Origin of the sequence: Thermochromatium tepidum ATCC 43061 (assembly GCF_009664085.1) — a bacterium.
Lineage (GTDB): Bacteria > Pseudomonadota > Gammaproteobacteria > Chromatiales > Chromatiaceae > Thermochromatium > Thermochromatium tepidum.
On the sequence record NZ_CP039268.1, the window covers coordinates 2,195,850 to 2,211,722 of the forward strand.

Sequence of the window (15,873 nt, forward strand, 5' to 3'; positions counted from 1 at the left end):
TCTGGCACCGAGGGCCGACGCCATCTCATAGGGGGCACAGCGGGAACACATGTCGATCAAGGACTGGCCAGAAGGCGAGCGACCGCGCGAAAAACTGCTGGAGCGAGGCGCCGGTGCGCTCTCGGATGCCGAGCTACTCGCCATCTTTCTGCGCACCGGGATCCCCGGCAAGAGCGCGGTCGATCTGGCGCGCGCGCTGCTTGCCGACTTCGGCGGCCTGACCGGACTGCTTGCGGCCGATCGACGCCGCTTCTGCGACGGCAAGGGACTGGGCTTGGCCAAGTATGCCCAACTCCAGGCCGCGCTCGAACTCAGCCGCCGCTATCTGCTCACACGCCTCAGCGGCCAGGACGTGCTGACCAGTCCGGAGGTCACACGCGACTATCTCAAACTGCGGCTCTATGGCGCGCCGCACGAGATCTTCGCCTGTCTTTTTCTCGACAACCGCCATCGGGTCATCCTCTACGAGGAGCTGTTTCGCGGCACTATCGACGGGGCGAGCGTCCATCCGAGAGAGGTGGTGCGCCGGGTGATCGAGACCAATGCGGCCGCCGTCATCTTCGCCCACAATCACCCCTCCGGCGTGGCCGAACCCAGTCAGGCCGATCTGAGCATCACCCGGCGCCTCAAAGAGGCGCTGGCGTTGATCGATGTGCGGGTATTGGATCACATCATCATTGGTGATGGAGACGGGACCTCCTTTGCCGAGCGTGGGTTGCTGTGAGTCGCTGGCGCTTTGCCGTCCTGATGTCCACTCCGGCCTGCCCGCCTCGGATGGGCAAGCCGCCGAAGATTGTTCGAGCGGATGGGTGGCAAGACCCTGAATGGTTAAGGCGGCCACTGCGCTTGAGGTCCATCGCCCTTGACTTAGATCAAGTCGCCCGCTGGCGCGCGATGGGATGCTCACGCCGTCGAACGATCCCGTTCGCCTGAATGAGAGCGAGTCTGCCATGAGTATGTTCTGTTTCCAGTGCGAAGAGGCCTCCAAGGGATTGGGTTGTACCACCAAGGGGGTCTGCGGCAAGCATTCCAAGACGGCCCATTTACAGGATCTATTGGTCTATCTGCTCAAGGGACTGGCGGTCGTCGCCCAAGAGGCGGCGCGACAGGGCCGACCCGATCCGGGCCTGGGGCGTTTCATCGCCGAGTCGCTGTTCATGACCATCACCAATGCCAACTTCGACGATGCGCGCCTGGAGGCACGCATCCAGGCCGTCATCGCCCGCCGCGACGCGCTCAAGGCGGCCATCGGCCATTCCAGCGATCTGGATGCCGTCAACTGGACGGGCGGGCCCGATCACTACGAGAACAAGGGACTGGTCGTCGGTGTGCTGTCGCAGGCCAACGAAGACGTGCGCTCGCTGCATGAACTCCTGGTCTATGGTCTCAAGGGCATGGCCGCCTATGCCGATCATGCCGCCGTACTCGGCTTCGAGAGGCCTGAGATCTATGACTTCATGATCTCGGCTCTGGCCGCCAGCCTGACCGAATCCGACATCCAGACCCTGATCGGCTGGGTGCTCAGATGCGGCGAGTTTGGCGTCACCACCATGGCCCTGCTCGACGAGGCCAATACGACGCGCTATGGTCACCCCGAGATCACCAGGGTCAATCTCGGTGTTCGCCACAATCCTGGCATCCTCGTCTCAGGGCACGACCTCAAGGACATTGCCGAACTGCTGGAACAGACCCAGGGTACAGGCATCGATGTCTACACCCACAGCGAGATGCTGCCGGCACACTCCTATCCAGCGTTCAAGAGATATCCGCACTTCGTCGGCAACTATGGGGGTGCCTGGTGGGAACAGGATAAGGACTTCACTGCCTTCAACGGCCCGATCCTGATGACCACCAACTGTCTCACCCCGGTCAAGGACGACTACCGCGACCGCCTCTTCACCACGGGCCCAGCCGGCTGGCCGGGCGTGATGCATATCGCCGACCGCCCCGCGGGCGGGGTCAAGGACTTCTCGCCACTGATCGAACGTGCCAAGACCTGTGCGCCCCCGACCGAGCTGGAGCGGGGTGAGATCCTCGGCGGCTTCGCCCATGCCCAGGTGATGGCCCTGGCCGACCAGGTGATCGAGGCCGTCAAGTCGGGCGCCATCAAGCGCTTCGTGGTCATGGGGGGGTGCGATGGGCGTCACAAGCAGCGTTCCTATTACACCGATGTCGCCAAGGCGCTGCCCAAGGAGGCCGTGATCCTCACCGCCGGTTGCGCCAAATATCGCTACAACAAGCTTGATCTGGGTGAGATCAATGGCATCCCGCGTCTGCTCGATGCCGGGCAGTGCAACGACTCCTATTCGCTGGCCTATATCGCCTTGAAGCTCAAGGAAGCCTTCGGTCTGGACGACATCAACGAGCTGCCGATCTCCTATGACATCGCCTGGTACGAACAGAAGGCGATCATCGTCCTGCTGGCGCTCTTGCATCTGGGTGTCAAGCACATCCGGCTCGGCCCGACCCTGCCGGCCTTCCTATCGCCGAACGTGGCCAGGGTGCTGATCGAGAACTTCGACATCCGGCCGATCGGTGAGGTAGAAGCGGACGTGCAGGCGATGATGGCCGCCGCCTAACCGGCTGAGCGGTGGGTGGTAACCGCAAGGACGCGGGCGATGGGTCCCAAAATCAAAGAAGCGCTGATTTATTCCCCCTCCCCCTCTGGGCATAGGTATCTACACAATTTCATCCATCCCCTCCGTTAGCAAGAAGAATCGAGTTGGCGAAGGCACGGAGTTCTGGGATGGAAGAGTGATCAAGGGAATCGAGGATGGCGAACAGTATGAAAGCGCCAGCCAACAAGGCGGAGGGGGTAACAAGGCGAGATGCCTTCATCTGCCTGCCGGACAAGCGCACGAGAAACTGCCGGGCGGCTTGTGCCTCCTCGGTCTGCTGCGCAGAGAGGCGCCACACCAGGATACAGGCCTGGGTGGCGATCATCGGGGCTGATCGTGTCGGCACACGCGCTCCACACGCCCTGGGCCGTCACCAGATCCTGCACCGGCACCCCCAAGGGCGCGCCATCCTCGGCACTGACCAGGAGGCTGCTTTGCAGTTCGTCGCCCACATCCGTGGCATGGGTCATTTGCAGGCGATCCCGTTTCGAGGCGTGCCCTCCATCGTTCACTCTCGACCAGTCCGCCACCGCCAACACATACTCACCGCTGTCACCAAAATTCGTCGCATACCGCTTATTTGTACCTCATCTTCCCCGCGAGAAATCCCCCGAACAGAGCCGGATTTGTGTAGATACCCATGCCCCCGCGGGCGGGGGAGAGGGGATTGAATCAGCGTTTCCTCAAAATCGACGGGGTATGGATCGGGCACCCTGGGTCTCAAATGGCCGTGGTTTAACCGGGTCACACTGGGCACGCAACGCCAAGACTGGAGCCGAACGGACGGCTGAGCTATTTTAGTCAGACTGTGCAGCGCCCGGGATGGTCCCGGACGCACCGGACCCGAGGCTCCTTAGATACCATGGCCGATCTCGATACACCCCGTTCCGCCTATCCCAGCACCCGCATGCGCCGCATGCGCCGCGACGACTTCTCGCGTCGGCTGATGCGCGAGACCACCCTGACCCCCAATGACCTGATCTGGCCGGTGTTCGTGCTCGAAGGCCAGGGCCAGTGTGAACCCGTGCCCTCGATGCCGGGTGTGGAGCGTCTGAGTATCGATCTCCTGGTCGAGGCCGCGCGTGAGGCCCATCGACTCGGCATCCCGGTGATGGCGCTCTTTCCGGTCACGCCGATGGAGGCCAAGTCGCTCGACGCGCGCGAGGCCTTCAATCCGGATGGTCTGGCGCAACGGGCGGTGCGCGCGCTCAAGGACGCGGTGCCCGAGCTGGGTGTGATGACCGATGTCGCGCTCGATCCCTTCACCACCCACGGTCAGGACGGTCTGATCGATGACTCGGGCTATGTGATGAACGACGAGACGGTCGAGGTCCTGGTGCGTCAGGCCGTCTCGCACGCCGAGGCCGGGGCCGATATCGTCGCGCCCTCGGACATGATGGATGGTCGCATCGGTGCGATCCGCGCGGCACTGGAGTCCGCCGGCCACATCCACACCCGCATCCTGGCCTACTCGGCCAAGTATGCCTCTAGCTACTATGGCCCCTTCCGCGACGCGGTGGGTTCGGCCGCCAACCTGGGCTCAGGGAACAAATACACCTATCAGATGGATCCGGCCAATGCCAACGAGGCCATCCACGAGGTGGCGCTCGATCTGGCCGAAGGTGCCGACATGGTGATGGTCAAGCCCGGTCTCCCCTATCTGGACATCGTGCGCCGCATCAAGGACCAGTTCGGGGTCCCGACCTGCGTCTATCACGTCAGCGGCGAATACGCCATGCTCAAGGCGGCGAGCCTGAACGGCTGGCTCAACGAAAAGGCCGTGGTGCTCGAGGCCATGGTGTCGATGAAGCGCGCCGGGGCCGATGGCATCCTGACCTATTACGCCAAGGAGGTGGCGCGCTGGTTGTCCGAGTAGCATCCTCGCTGGCGCGCGAGCAGACAGATCATTCAGATGGCCCTAAAACCCTGGTGGACAACCGAGGGCATCCGCTGGCTGTTGCTCGATCTGCTTCGGTCTGATCTGGTCCGGATGCGTCCTGCGGCCGAGGAGGCGCTCCTGGCGGTCCCGGACCCGGATCTCAGTGCCCTGGTGCCAGACTCGCTGGCCTTTCTCGATCTGGCGACCCAGGTCGCACTCCAGTTCCAGCTCCAGGAGACGGGGCTCGACCTAGAGCTGGCCCGGTGCCGCCTGCTGTCTCAGTGGGTGGATCTGGTGCGCGAGAGCCGCTCGAGACAGGATCGAACGATCGGCTTCCTGACCTCGGGTTCGACCGGCCGTCCCAAGCTGTGCACCCACGCGCTGGCGCTGTTGGAACAGGAGATCGAGTTCTTTGCCGGGCTCCTGAAGGGGCCGCGGCGGATCCTGCGCGTGGTCCCGAGCCATCACATCTATGGCTTTCTGTTCGCCTTCATGCTGCCGGCGCGGCTCGGTATCCAGGTGCTCGATGTCCGTCGCGACCTCCCGGCAGCCGTCTTGCGCCAGGCCCAGCCGGGCGACCTGATCCTGGGGTATCCGGCCTTTTATGATCTGGCGGTGCGCGGACCCTTGGCGCTCGCCCCCGGGTTGACCCTGCTCAGCTCGACCAGCCCCTGTCCGTCCGAGCTCTGGGAGCGGCTGCACGCCTGCGGTTGCACGCGGATGATCGAGATCTATGGCTCCTCCGAAACCGCCGGTATCGGTTGGCGCGAGACACAGGAAATGCCGTTTCGGCTGTTGCCCTACTGGTCGCGCGATCCAGACGCGCCCGAACGGATCCGCCGCTTCGACGCCACGGGCAAACCACTGTTTTTTGAGTTGCCGGATCAGGTCGAGTGGCTCGATGACGCGCATATCCGGGTTTTGGGGAGACGTGACCGGGCGATCCAGGTCGGCGGCATCAATGTCTTTCCCGACCGGGTCCGCGCCTGTCTCGAACAGCATCCCGAGGTCGCTGCCGCCCTGGTGCGTCCGGATAGAGAAGGCCCTGATCGGCGCCTGAAGGCATTTGTCGTCCCCAGTACGGCATGCAGTGATCCGGATCGGCTGGCGCAACGACTGGATGCCTGGCTCGCCGAGCGACTCACCCCCCCAGAGCGCCCGGTCTCGATCACATTTGGTTCGCGCCTTCCAAGCTCGGCGCTCGGCAAGCCTGCCGACTGGGAGCCAACCCTTCAGACCCCGGAAGCGAGTCAATGAATTTCGAAGACGCCATCGACATCCATGCGCCACGCCGTCTTGATGCCCTCACCCCAGATGAGCTAAATCGGCTTCCGTTCGGCGCCATCCGGGTCGATGCCGAGGGGCGGATCCTCTTCTACAGCCGCGCCCTAGTGGACCTTGCCAACCGCCAGGTCGACTCGGTCTTGGGGCGCAATTTCTTCTCGGAGATTGCGCCCTGCACCGTGGTCCCGGAGTTTTATGGCCGTTTTCGGCAGGGTGTGTTGACCGGTCAGCTCCACACCACCTTTGAGTTCGTGTTCGACTTCGACATGCAGCCGGTGCAGGTGCGAATCGCCATGCACACCTCGGAGCGTCCGGGCGAATTCTGGATCCTCGTCCAGCCGCTCGCCCTGCTCCCAGCGCGCAACGACAAGCTGGCCTATGAGCTGATCTCCAACAAGTTTTGCGAACACCTCGTCACCCTCTCGGGGTTTTCGTTCGATTTCAGCCAGTGCGATCGCGAACCCATCAGCACCTGTGGCGCCATCCAGCCATTCGGCTGTCTGCTGGTCATCGAGTCAGAGGGCGAGCGGATCCTGGCTTGTAGCGCCAACACCGAGATGTATCTGGGCGTCCCGGCCTCCTCACTCCTCGATGCCCCGCTCTCCCAGGCCCTGCCACCTGCGGGCGCCCCCGAGCTCTATGCCGCGCTGGCAGCCGATCCGACGGGGGCCTGGCCCTATGCGAACTTCTTTCAGTTCAGTCTGCCGCACACTGATCTGCCCTTGGTCGTCCAGGTGCATCGCTGGGGTGGATACCGGCTACTCGAGCTCGAGCCCTATGGCAGGCTTGAGATGGAGGAACGGGTGCGCGGTTTCGACCTCGGCTCCTACCAGCGTCGTCTGCGAGAATATCACGACAGCGAATCGCTCTGCCGCACCATCGTGGAGGTCTTGCGGTCTCTGACCGGATTCGAGCGGGTCATCGTCTATCGTTTCGAGCCGGATGACTCCGGGGTCGTGATCGCCGAGAGCCTGGCCCCAGAGACCTGGCCTTCGATCTTGGGGCTGCGCTACCCAGCCACCGACATCCCCCGCCAGGCGCGCGAACTCTATCGCCTGACCCCCATGCGCTATGCACCCAGCCGCGATCACCCCGACATCCCGCTCCTGAGTCGCTCACTCTCCCCAGAGCACATCGACATCGGGATCGCCCATCTACGCGCCCAGTCGCCTATCCATCGCAACTATCTCAAGCGTTTCGGCGTCAACGGGTCGCTATCGCTGTCGCTGATGCAGGATCAACGGCTGTGGGGTCTGGTGATCTTCCATCATCGCGCCCCGCATCCGGTGCCGCTCTGGGTGCGCCGCTGGCTGATCCAATTTGGCGCGCTGCTTTCAGAACGGATCGCGCTGCTCGAGGAGCGCAAACAAAGACAGGCCAACCAGCTTGGTCAGCTGCGAGTCAACACCATGATCGGCGAGCTCGATGTCGAGCGACCCTTCCCCGAAAACTTCATCGGCAAGGAGGACAGGCTGTGCCAGCTGCTGGAGGCCGACCTGGTCCAGATCTATCACCATCGCCGTCCGATATTCGCCGCGCAGGATTTCGGTCTCGACCCAGGCGCGCTCAACGCCCTGCTCGATTTTTTGGCGAACCGCCCGGGTCCGATCTGGAATAGCGACTGTCTGTCCGCTGAGTTTGAGCCGGCGGCCGCCTATCCAGACCGGCTCGCCGGGGTCCTGGTGATCTTCACCGATGAACACCGCGAGAGCATGCTGGTATTCGGGCGTCGCCGGGTGTGCTATACGGTGGACTGGGGTGCAGATCCGGCCTCGCTGCCCTTTGCCGACGACGATCCGGCCTGGCGGCTGGGCTGGCCGACGCGCGAGTTTCGGCTCTGGCAGGAGGAGCGCACCCATCACTCGCTCCCCTGGTCGGACATTGCGCTCGCCACCGCCCTGGCGCTCAAACAGCTGATCCAGCAGGTTATCATCGCCAATGCCGCCTATTTCGAGCGCCTTGCCAAAACCCTGGCCCAGCAGCGCGACCAGCTCTACCGCTCGCGCGAGGAGATGCGCCACCGCGCCCTCCACGATGCCCTGACCGGGCTGCCCAACCGGGCCCAGTTTCGCGAGGCATTGTGCGAGGCGATCGCTGCCAGCAACCACAGCGGTGAACGCTTCGCGGTCGCGCTCATGGACATCGATCACTTCAAGACCATCAACGACACCCTGGGACACGACAAGGGCGACCTCCTGCTGTGTGCCGTATCTAGACGCATCCGTACCGAGCTCCCCCCGACCGGACTGGTCGCCCGGCTCGGCGGCGATGAGTTCGCCCTCCTGCTGCGCCATCTCCCCGATCCCGAGACCGCCTATGCCCAGGCCGAACGGGTAGTCGCCGCCCTGCGCCGCCCCCTGGTGATCGGTGAGGATAGTTTCAGCGTCACCAGCTCGCTGGGTCTGGTCATGGGTGGGGCCGACCTCGAACCGGGCGAACTCCTCAAGCGGGCCGATCTCGCCCTCTATCGCGCCAAGGAGGCTGGACGCAACCGTGTCGGTCATTTCGATTCCGATCTGGAGTCACAGGCCCAGCAACGGTTATCGATCGACCGCGCCGTGCTCGGTCGCGCACCGCAGGAGGCGATCGAGATCCTGCTCCAGCCCCAGCTCCCCATCAAGGCAGCGCAGGCGCGTCCGCGCTTTGAGGTCTTGGCACGCTGGCGGACCGAGGACGGTCGGTTGCTCATGCCGAACGACTTCATCCCCGCGGCCGAGCGCAATGGGGTGATCGGGGCGGTCACCTCGGCAGTGGTGTGCCAGGCGATCCGCCAACTGGGTCGCTGGCTCGACATCCAGGGGTGCGAGGCCCAGTTGGCGATCAATGTCTCGGCGGCCGACCTCGAGTCGCACGACTTTCCTCAGCGCCTGCTCAAACAGCTCCATGCCGCCGACATCCCACCCGATCTGGTCGAGATCGAGATCACCGAGTCGCTGTTGCTGCGCATGACGACGAGCGTGAAGGCGGCCCTATGCCGCCTCAGCCACGCCGGGATCTGGCTCTCGCTCGACGATTTCGGCACGGGTTTTAGCTCACTGGCCTATCTGCGCGAACTGCCGATCGCCACCCTCAAGATCGACCGCGACTTCATCCGCGGACTCGAGTCGCCGAATGATTACAATCTGGTCGCGGGGATGATCGCCATGGCCCATGCCATCGGCAAGGAGGTGATCGCCGAGGGCGTCGAGACCCCGCGTCAGCTCGAGCTGCTTGCCGAGATCGGCTGCGACTGGGGGCAGGGGTATCTATGGTCGCGTCCGATCCCGCCCGAACAGGCCTTCGCCAAATTCGGCTGATCGATCTGAAGTCCTGGCCCTGCATCCATCCTCACCGCTGAACCCGAGACATCCATCCCATGCCCAACAGCCTCTCCGCCCTTGAGGCCCTTGAGCGTCTGCGCGAAGGCAACGCACGCTTCTCGCGCAACCTCACCAGCCTCGACCGTATGCTGAGCTATCAGCGCCGCGCCGAGCTGACCGCCGGCCAAAGCCCCTTCGCCATCATCCTCGGCTGCTCCGATTCGCGCGCCCCAGCCGAGATCCTCTTCGATCAGGGACTCGGCGACCTGTTCGTCATCCGTGTCGCCGGCAATGTGGTCGCGCCCTCACAGATCGGCAGCGTCGAGTTTGCCGTCTCGCGCTACAACACCCGGCTGGTCGTGGTCCTAGGTCACTCGCACTGCGGCGCTATTGCCGCTACCCTCGAAACCCTGCTTGAGGGCGAAGGCAGCGAGTCGCGCAACATCGCCTCCATCGTCGATCGGATCAAACCCTCGGTGCAGCCGCTGCTCGACACCGATCTGCGCCACGATCGCGAGGCCCTAGGCTGCGCCGCCGTGCGCGCCAACGTCCGCGCCTCGGCCAACCAATTGCGTCATGGCTCGCGCATCCTCGAATCGCTGATCGAGAACGATGGACTGCTGGTGGTCGGCGCCGAATACGCGCTCGATACCGGGATCGTCGACTTCTTTGATGGAGTTCCGGGCCTCAGCAGTCGTCTGCCAAGATCGCCGTCAACCTGAGGGCCATCCTCGAGTGGTCTGGACGGTGTCTTGTACCGACCACCTTCGTTCAATTCCACCGTTTTCCGCACGGCCTCAGTCTTTAGGGAACCTCGCTCCATGTCACAGCCTTCTGCATCCGAATCACGCGGTCTTGCCATCCCCACGCAACGTCTGAGCCGACTCTGGCATCTCGGTCGCGCTGCCGGCGATCTGGCCGCCGGCATCGGTGTCCAGGGGCTGATCGATCTGGCGCGCACCCGTGCCAGCGGTCAGCCTGCACGCCTCCATCTGTCCCCAGAGCACACCCGTCGCTTCACCGATCGGCTGGCGCGGATGCGCGGGGCGGTGATGAAGCTGGGTCAGCTCATGTCGATGGACGGCTCGGACATCTTCACACCCGAGGCCGCCGAGATCCTGAGCACGCTGCGCGAGCGTGCCACGCCGATGCCGCTAAGTCAGTTGGCCCAGGTGTTGGAGCGCGAGTACGGCGCGGGCTGGGACAGGCAGTTCAAACGCTTTGAGTTCACACCGATCGCGGCGGCCTCGATCGGTCAGGTGCATCGTGCCGAGACCCGCGACGGACGACGGCTGGCGCTCAAGATCCAATTCCCCGGCGTGCGCGAGAGCATCGACAGCGACATCGCCAATCTGGCCCTGCTCGGGCGTTCGTTCGGGATGGCGCCAAAGGGGGTGGACATCGCACCCTTTCTGGAAGAGGCGCGACGCCAACTGCATCGCGAGGCCGATTACGAGGCCGAGGCCGAGGCGCTTGAGTCCTATCGCACCTGGGTTGGAGACGACCCGGATTTTTATATCCCAGCGGTGCACCGCGATCTGACCACGCGCCACATCCTGGCGATGGATTTTGCCGAGGGCGTGTCGGTCGATCGGCTGGCCGGTCCCGAGTATCGGCGCGCCGAGCGCGATCGGGCCGCAACACTCCTGATGCGTCTGACCTTGCGCGAACTGTTCGAGTTCGGTCTGGTGCAGACGGATCCGAACTTCGGCAATTATCTCTATGACGCCGCGAACAAGCGCATCCTGCTGCTCGACTTCGGGGCGACCAAGCCGGTCGCGCCCGAGCTGGTCGAACAGTATCGCCGACTGGCGCGTTCGGCGGTTCAGGGTGATCGCACCGGCCTGCGCGAGGCCTCGATCGCGCTCGGCTATGTGGGTACCGATGATCCCGACGAGCACATCGAGGCGATGTTGGATCTGCTTGAACTGGCCTCCGAGCCGCTGCGTCAACCGGGGTACTATGATTTCGGTCTCTCGGATCTGTTCGAGCGCCTCTATCATCGTGGGCGGGCACTCTTCCACTCCGGCGTTTTTAGCACCGCGCCTGCGCCGGAGACGCTGTTTCTGCATCGCAAGTTCATGGGGTCGTTCATGCTGTCGCGCCGGTTGCGGGCGCGCGTGGATCTGAGCGAGATGGCGCGCCTGTGTCTTTAAGGCGGATTGCGCGCTGCGATCGACCGCGACCACATCCGACTGACGCCGCGCGCGCTGTTGCGCTAACATGCGCGCCATCGGCCCAAACCAGACCCATCGTCGCAATCCTGTTCGACGTCATGGGCTAGAGTTCAGGTTCGTGGTTTGGTCGCGATGGACGCCGGTTGCGCATGGATGGCCATCAACCTCCATCAGCCATAAGTTCAGCGGCGCTTCGAAATATCCATGAAGATCAACCTCCCGGTCACGCAACGAGAATACGACTATCCGGACTCCTGGGTCATCGTCTCCACCACCGATACCAAGGGCATCATCACCTATTGCAACAAGGCCTTCATCGAGATCAGCGGTTTCACTGAAGAGGAGCTGCTGGGCGCCAACCACAACATCATCCGCCACCCCGACATGCCGCCGGCGGCCTTCAAGGACCTCTGGGACACGATCAAAAAGGGCAAACCCTGGCGCGGCATCGTCAAGAATCGCTGCAAGAACGGCGATCACTACTGGGTCGATGCCTATGTCACCCCGGTCTATGAGGGCGAGAAGCTGATCGGTTATCAATCGGTGCGCGTCAAACCGAGCCGGGCCGAGATCGCTGCCGCCGAGCGCCTCTATGCCCGGATCCGGGAGCGCAATCTGACTGAACTGCCACGCCGCTTCGATCTCGACTTCAGTCATACCACCTGGCTGACGGCGGCCTTTGTCGTGGTGGGTCTGGGCGCGATCCTGGCCGGCTGGATCGGCAGCCCCTGGGTGGGTGTAGGGGTGTTGGTGTTGTCCGTGATCCTCGCCCGTATCAGCGCCTACACCATCTTCAAGCATATCCACGAGGCCGTGCGTGTAGCCAAGAAGATCGCCGCCGGTGACCTCAGCTCGGCGATCCAGGTCAAGGGCAACAACGAGACCGCCGAGATCCTGCAAGCGATCAAGATGCTCCAGGCCCGGTTGGCTACCGTGATGGGCCGCATCCAGGAGGCGTCCAACACCCTGGCCTCGGCCATCACCCAACTCATCCAGTCCAGCAATGCGACTCATCGGCTGATGGAACAGCAGCACCAAGAGACCGACATGGTCGCCACCGCCATGAACGAGATGTCGGCCACGGTGGCCGAGGTGGCCAACAACACCACGGCCGCGGCCGACGCCGCGCACCAGGCCAGCCACAAGGCGCGCGAGGGCCGGATGGTGGTGCGTCACAGCGTCGATGGCATCCGCGAGCTGGCCACTGGCGTGGGCGAGGCGGCCCAAACCATCCACCAGCTCGAGACCGAGTCGGCAAACATCGGCAAGATCCTCGATGTCATCCGCGGCATCGCCGGTCAGACCAATCTGTTGGCACTGAATGCCGCCATCGAGGCGGCGCGCGCCGGTGAACAGGGACGCGGCTTCGCTGTAGTCGCCGATGAGGTCCGCGCCCTGGCTCAACGCACCCAGGAATCCACCCAGGAGATCCAAGACATGATCGCGCGTCTCCAGCAGGGTGCACGCAGTGCCGTGGCCATGATGCAGCGCGGTCAGGAACAGGCCGAGCAGAGCGTGCAGGCCGCCAACGAGACCGACCAATCGCTCGACTCCATCACCCAGGCGGTCGAGCGCATCAATAACATGAGCGACCAGATCGCCACGGCCGCCGAGGAACAGAGCGCCGTGGTCGAGGAGATGAACCGCAACATCGAGCGCATCCGTCATCTCTCGATGCAGACGCTTGAGAGCACGGATGGCGTGGTGGGCGCCACCAGTCATCTGGAGGATCTCGCCGGGAGACTGATGGAACTGGTCAGTCAGTACAAGGCCTGAGGCATCAAGCCGAGGCGGCGCGTTTGAGCCGCCAGGCCTCCCAGGCGACCAGGATCAGAAAGAGCACTAGACAGACCGTGCCCGCTCCGAGGGCGGGCCAGTCCTGTTGTGTCAAAAGCCAGCGGTTGAACCGATAGAGTCCGACGCCGAAGGCGATATAGCCGAGCACGCGCCCGACGTCATAGGGCACTGGGTAATAGCGCTGCCCAAGCCCGTAGGACAGTCCTACCATGGTTCCATAGCAGACCAGATGCGCCCAGGCCGCCCCCATATAACCCTGGACCGGCACCCACCAGATGAGCAGTCCGATGGTGATCGCCGAGCCGATCAGCGAGACACCCGCGCCCATGAGGGTGCGATCGCTGAGCTTGTACCAGATCGAGAGATTCACATAGACGCCGAGCAGCAGATTGGCCAGCAACAGCACCGGCACTACGTCCAGCCCAGCGCGATAGGCAGCGCCGACGAAATACTGGAACACGTCGATATAGAGCGTCACCAGCAGAAACAAGAAGACACAACCGAGCACGAACCAATTGAGCACCAGGGCATAGGTGCGCCCAGCGTCGCGTCGCTTGGCATAGCTGAAGAAGAACGGCTCGCCGGCATAGCGGAACGCCTGGATAAACAGCGACATCAGGATCGAGAGCTTGTAGCAGGCGCTGTAGATGCCGAGCTGCGCCAGGTTGGTCGACTCGTCATAGGGCAGCAGATACTTGAGCGCGGCGCGGTCGAGCATCTCGTTGACGATCCCGGCCAGGCCGATGACCACCATCGGCAGCGAGTAGCGGATGAGGCGTTTGAGCAAGCCAGGATCGAAGGCGCCGAGTCCGGCGGCCAACCAGGGCGCAAGCAGCACCAGCTTGAGCATGCTCGCGGCCAGATTGGCGATGAAGACATAGCCGATACCGATTGTTGGATCCCACAGCCGCCCAAGCAGCGACTCGGGATCAACCGCCTGCGCCTGACGGGCGACATAGATGAAAAGGATCGTCAGACCGACATTGACGCCGATCTCGCTCAGCTTGATGGCGACAAACACCCCTGCCCGCTCTTCGGCACGCAGCCGAGCGAAGGCCAGCGCCCCGATCGAGTCGAACGCCAAGATGGCGGCGCACCAGACGATGTATTCCGGATGCTCGGCATGGCGCAGCAGGGCGGCGAGCGGCTGGCTCGCCAGCAGGAAGGCCAGGAAACAGAGCGCGTTGATCAGCACGAGGAACCGCAGCACTGTCCCATAGACGGTCTCGGGTTGCCATTCCCCACCAGAGCGGAAACGGAAATAGCCGGTCTCCAGCCCAAAGACCAGGAGCACCGCCAGAAAGCCCATGTAGGCATAGAACTCGGCCACCACACCATACTCGGCCGGGGCAAAGGCATAGGTCAGGAAGGGCACCAGCAGATAGTTCAGGAAGCGCCCGAGGACGCTGCTGACGCCATAGATGGCGGTCTGCGAGGCAAGACGTTTGAGTGGGCTCAAGGCGTTGCGTGGAGACGGCTGATTGCGGGGAGTGTGGATGGTATCCTTAATCTAAACCCTATGGCAGACAGTCTCTTATATCGAGTGCATTCCACAGAGGCCGTCTCTAATTGATGCGCGATCGTCATAGTGGTCCTTATAGGAGGCACTTAGGCGTGACCTTCAAGACGCTTCAACGTTGGCGGCTGGCCACCTTAACGGCCCTCCCTGTGGCGAGTCCGTCCAGCCATAGCGGCGCCGCAGCAAGGATGGTCCTCAATACATTCGATGAAAGCACGCCTGTCAGACCTGAGTCAGCCCTAGGGCGCTCAGGGCAGGAAACGTACCTTGTGAAGGTTTGCACACTTTCTCGATAGCAGATGACCCCTTCCACTGATTTCATCGAACGTCTGGATCGACTCCTCGACCGGCTTGAGCATGTGCTGCCGCCGGCGAGCGCGCCGGTCGATTGGTCGGCTCAGGCCTTTCGCTGGCGTCGTGACGCCGCCGGGCGCGGCTGGCTGCAACCGGTGCGCGCGCCGCATCGATTGGCACTCGCCGATCTGTGCTGTCTGGAGCCTCAGACCGCCGAGATCGAGCGCAACACGCGCCAGTTCCTTGACGGAGGCGGGGCCAACAATGTGCTGCTGTGGGGCGCCCGTGGCACTGGCAAGTCGTCACTGGTCAAGGCCGTGTTCAATGCCTATTGCGAATTCGGGTTGCGTCTGATCGAGGTCGACAAGGACGATCTGGTCGCCCTACCGGACATCCTGGATCTGATCCAGGATCGGCCCGAGCGCTTCATCCTCTTTTGTGACGATCTGTCGTTCGAGGCCGGCGAGTCAGGCTACAAGGCGCTCAAGGCCGCGCTCGAGGGTTCGATCTCGGCCACACCCGAGAATCTGCTCATCTATGCCACATCCAACCGACGGCATCTGCTCCCCGAGTTTCACTCCGAAAACCGCGAGACGCGGATCCAGGATGGCGAGCTCCATCACGGCGAGGCGGTCGAGGAGAAGATCTCGCTCTCGGACCGGTTCGGACTGTGGATCTCATTCCATCCCTTCAGTCAGGCGCAATATCTGCAGGTGGTGCGCCACTGGGTCGAACGTCTTGCGCCGACGGTGGCGCCGCGCACTGCCGCCGACTGGGAGCCGATCGAACGGGCCGCGCTCCAGTGGGCGCTGCGCCGAGGCGCACGCGGCGGGCGTACTGCCTGGCAGTTCGCGCGCGACTGGACGGGGCGCCGTCTGGTCCAGGGTGAGCCTTCGAGAAACACTGATTAAATACCTCTATCCCCGCAAGCTTGGGTGAGGGCATTTTTAAATCAAGCACTCTCCCAGAGGTGGGTATTTTTCGGCCTTTCCTTTCCTTGAGATCA

Annotated in this window: 11 protein-coding genes; 9 read left to right on the top strand and 2 right to left on the bottom strand. The window is 63.3% G+C overall.

Going from position 1 to position 15,873, the window contains the following annotated elements:
- The first annotated feature begins 49 nt into the window (after positions 1–49).
- Complete coding sequence (gene radC / locus E6P07_RS10095) at positions 50–724, top strand: RadC family protein (RefSeq protein ID WP_153975491.1); 675 nt, start codon at positions 50–52, stop codon at positions 722–724.
- 226 nt (positions 725–950) lie between these two features.
- Positions 951–2,579 (top strand): hydroxylamine reductase, encoded by a 1,629-nt coding sequence (hcp, locus tag E6P07_RS10100; protein ID WP_153975492.1) that lies wholly within the window; start codon positions 951–953, stop codon positions 2,577–2,579.
- A gap of 109 nt (positions 2,580–2,688) precedes the next feature.
- On the opposite strand, the gene E6P07_RS10105 is transcribed toward hcp, so the two are convergent.
- Positions 2,689–2,943 carry a hypothetical protein gene (locus E6P07_RS10105; RefSeq protein WP_153975493.1) on the bottom strand — a complete coding sequence of 85 codons (255 nt, stop codon included), beginning with the start codon at positions 2,941–2,943 and terminating at the stop codon, positions 2,689–2,691.
- Between the two features lie 537 nt (positions 2,944–3,480).
- Here E6P07_RS10105 and hemB point away from each other — a divergent pair.
- From hemB to E6P07_RS10135, 6 genes are all read left to right on the top strand, one after another.
- Entirely contained in the window at positions 3,481–4,494 is a 1,014-nt protein-coding gene (gene hemB / locus E6P07_RS10110) for a porphobilinogen synthase (RefSeq protein WP_153975494.1), read from the top strand.
- Between the two features lie 36 nt (positions 4,495–4,530).
- Positions 4,531–5,754, top strand: coding sequence for an AMP-binding protein (locus E6P07_RS10115; protein ID WP_153975495.1), 1,224 nt, complete (start codon positions 4,531–4,533; stop codon positions 5,752–5,754).
- Positions 5,751–9,077 carry an EAL domain-containing protein gene (locus E6P07_RS10120; protein WP_153975496.1) on the top strand — a complete coding sequence of 1,109 codons (3,327 nt, stop codon included), beginning with the start codon at positions 5,751–5,753 and terminating at the stop codon, positions 9,075–9,077. Before E6P07_RS10115 ends, E6P07_RS10120 begins: the two co-directional genes overlap by 4 nt.
- A 59-nt stretch (positions 9,078–9,136) precedes the next feature.
- On the top strand, positions 9,137–9,802 hold the full coding sequence (locus tag E6P07_RS10125) for a carbonic anhydrase (protein WP_153975497.1): 666 nt from the start codon (positions 9,137–9,139) through the stop codon (positions 9,800–9,802).
- A 99-nt stretch (positions 9,803–9,901) separates the two neighbouring features.
- Positions 9,902–11,236, top strand: a complete 1,335-nt coding sequence (locus E6P07_RS10130; protein WP_153975498.1) for an ABC1 kinase family protein — start codon at positions 9,902–9,904, stop codon at positions 11,234–11,236.
- Positions 11,237–11,461: 225 nt separating this feature from the next.
- Positions 11,462–13,033 carry a methyl-accepting chemotaxis protein gene (locus E6P07_RS10135; RefSeq protein ID WP_153975499.1) on the top strand — a complete coding sequence of 524 codons (1,572 nt, stop codon included), beginning with the start codon at positions 11,462–11,464 and terminating at the stop codon, positions 13,031–13,033.
- Between the two features lie 4 nt (positions 13,034–13,037).
- Here E6P07_RS10135 and E6P07_RS10140 read toward each other — a convergent pair whose 3' ends face one another.
- The gene (locus tag E6P07_RS10140; RefSeq protein WP_153975500.1) at positions 13,038–14,513 is read right to left on the bottom strand and encodes a lipopolysaccharide biosynthesis protein; all 1,476 of its coding nucleotides are present in this window, start codon (positions 14,511–14,513) and stop codon (positions 13,038–13,040) included.
- Between the two features lie 359 nt (positions 14,514–14,872).
- Between E6P07_RS10140 and E6P07_RS10145 the strand changes: the two genes are divergently transcribed.
- Complete coding sequence (locus E6P07_RS10145; RefSeq protein WP_153975501.1) at positions 14,873–15,778, top strand: ATP-binding protein; 906 nt, start codon at positions 14,873–14,875, stop codon at positions 15,776–15,778.
- The last annotated feature ends 95 nt before the right edge of the window (positions 15,779–15,873 follow it).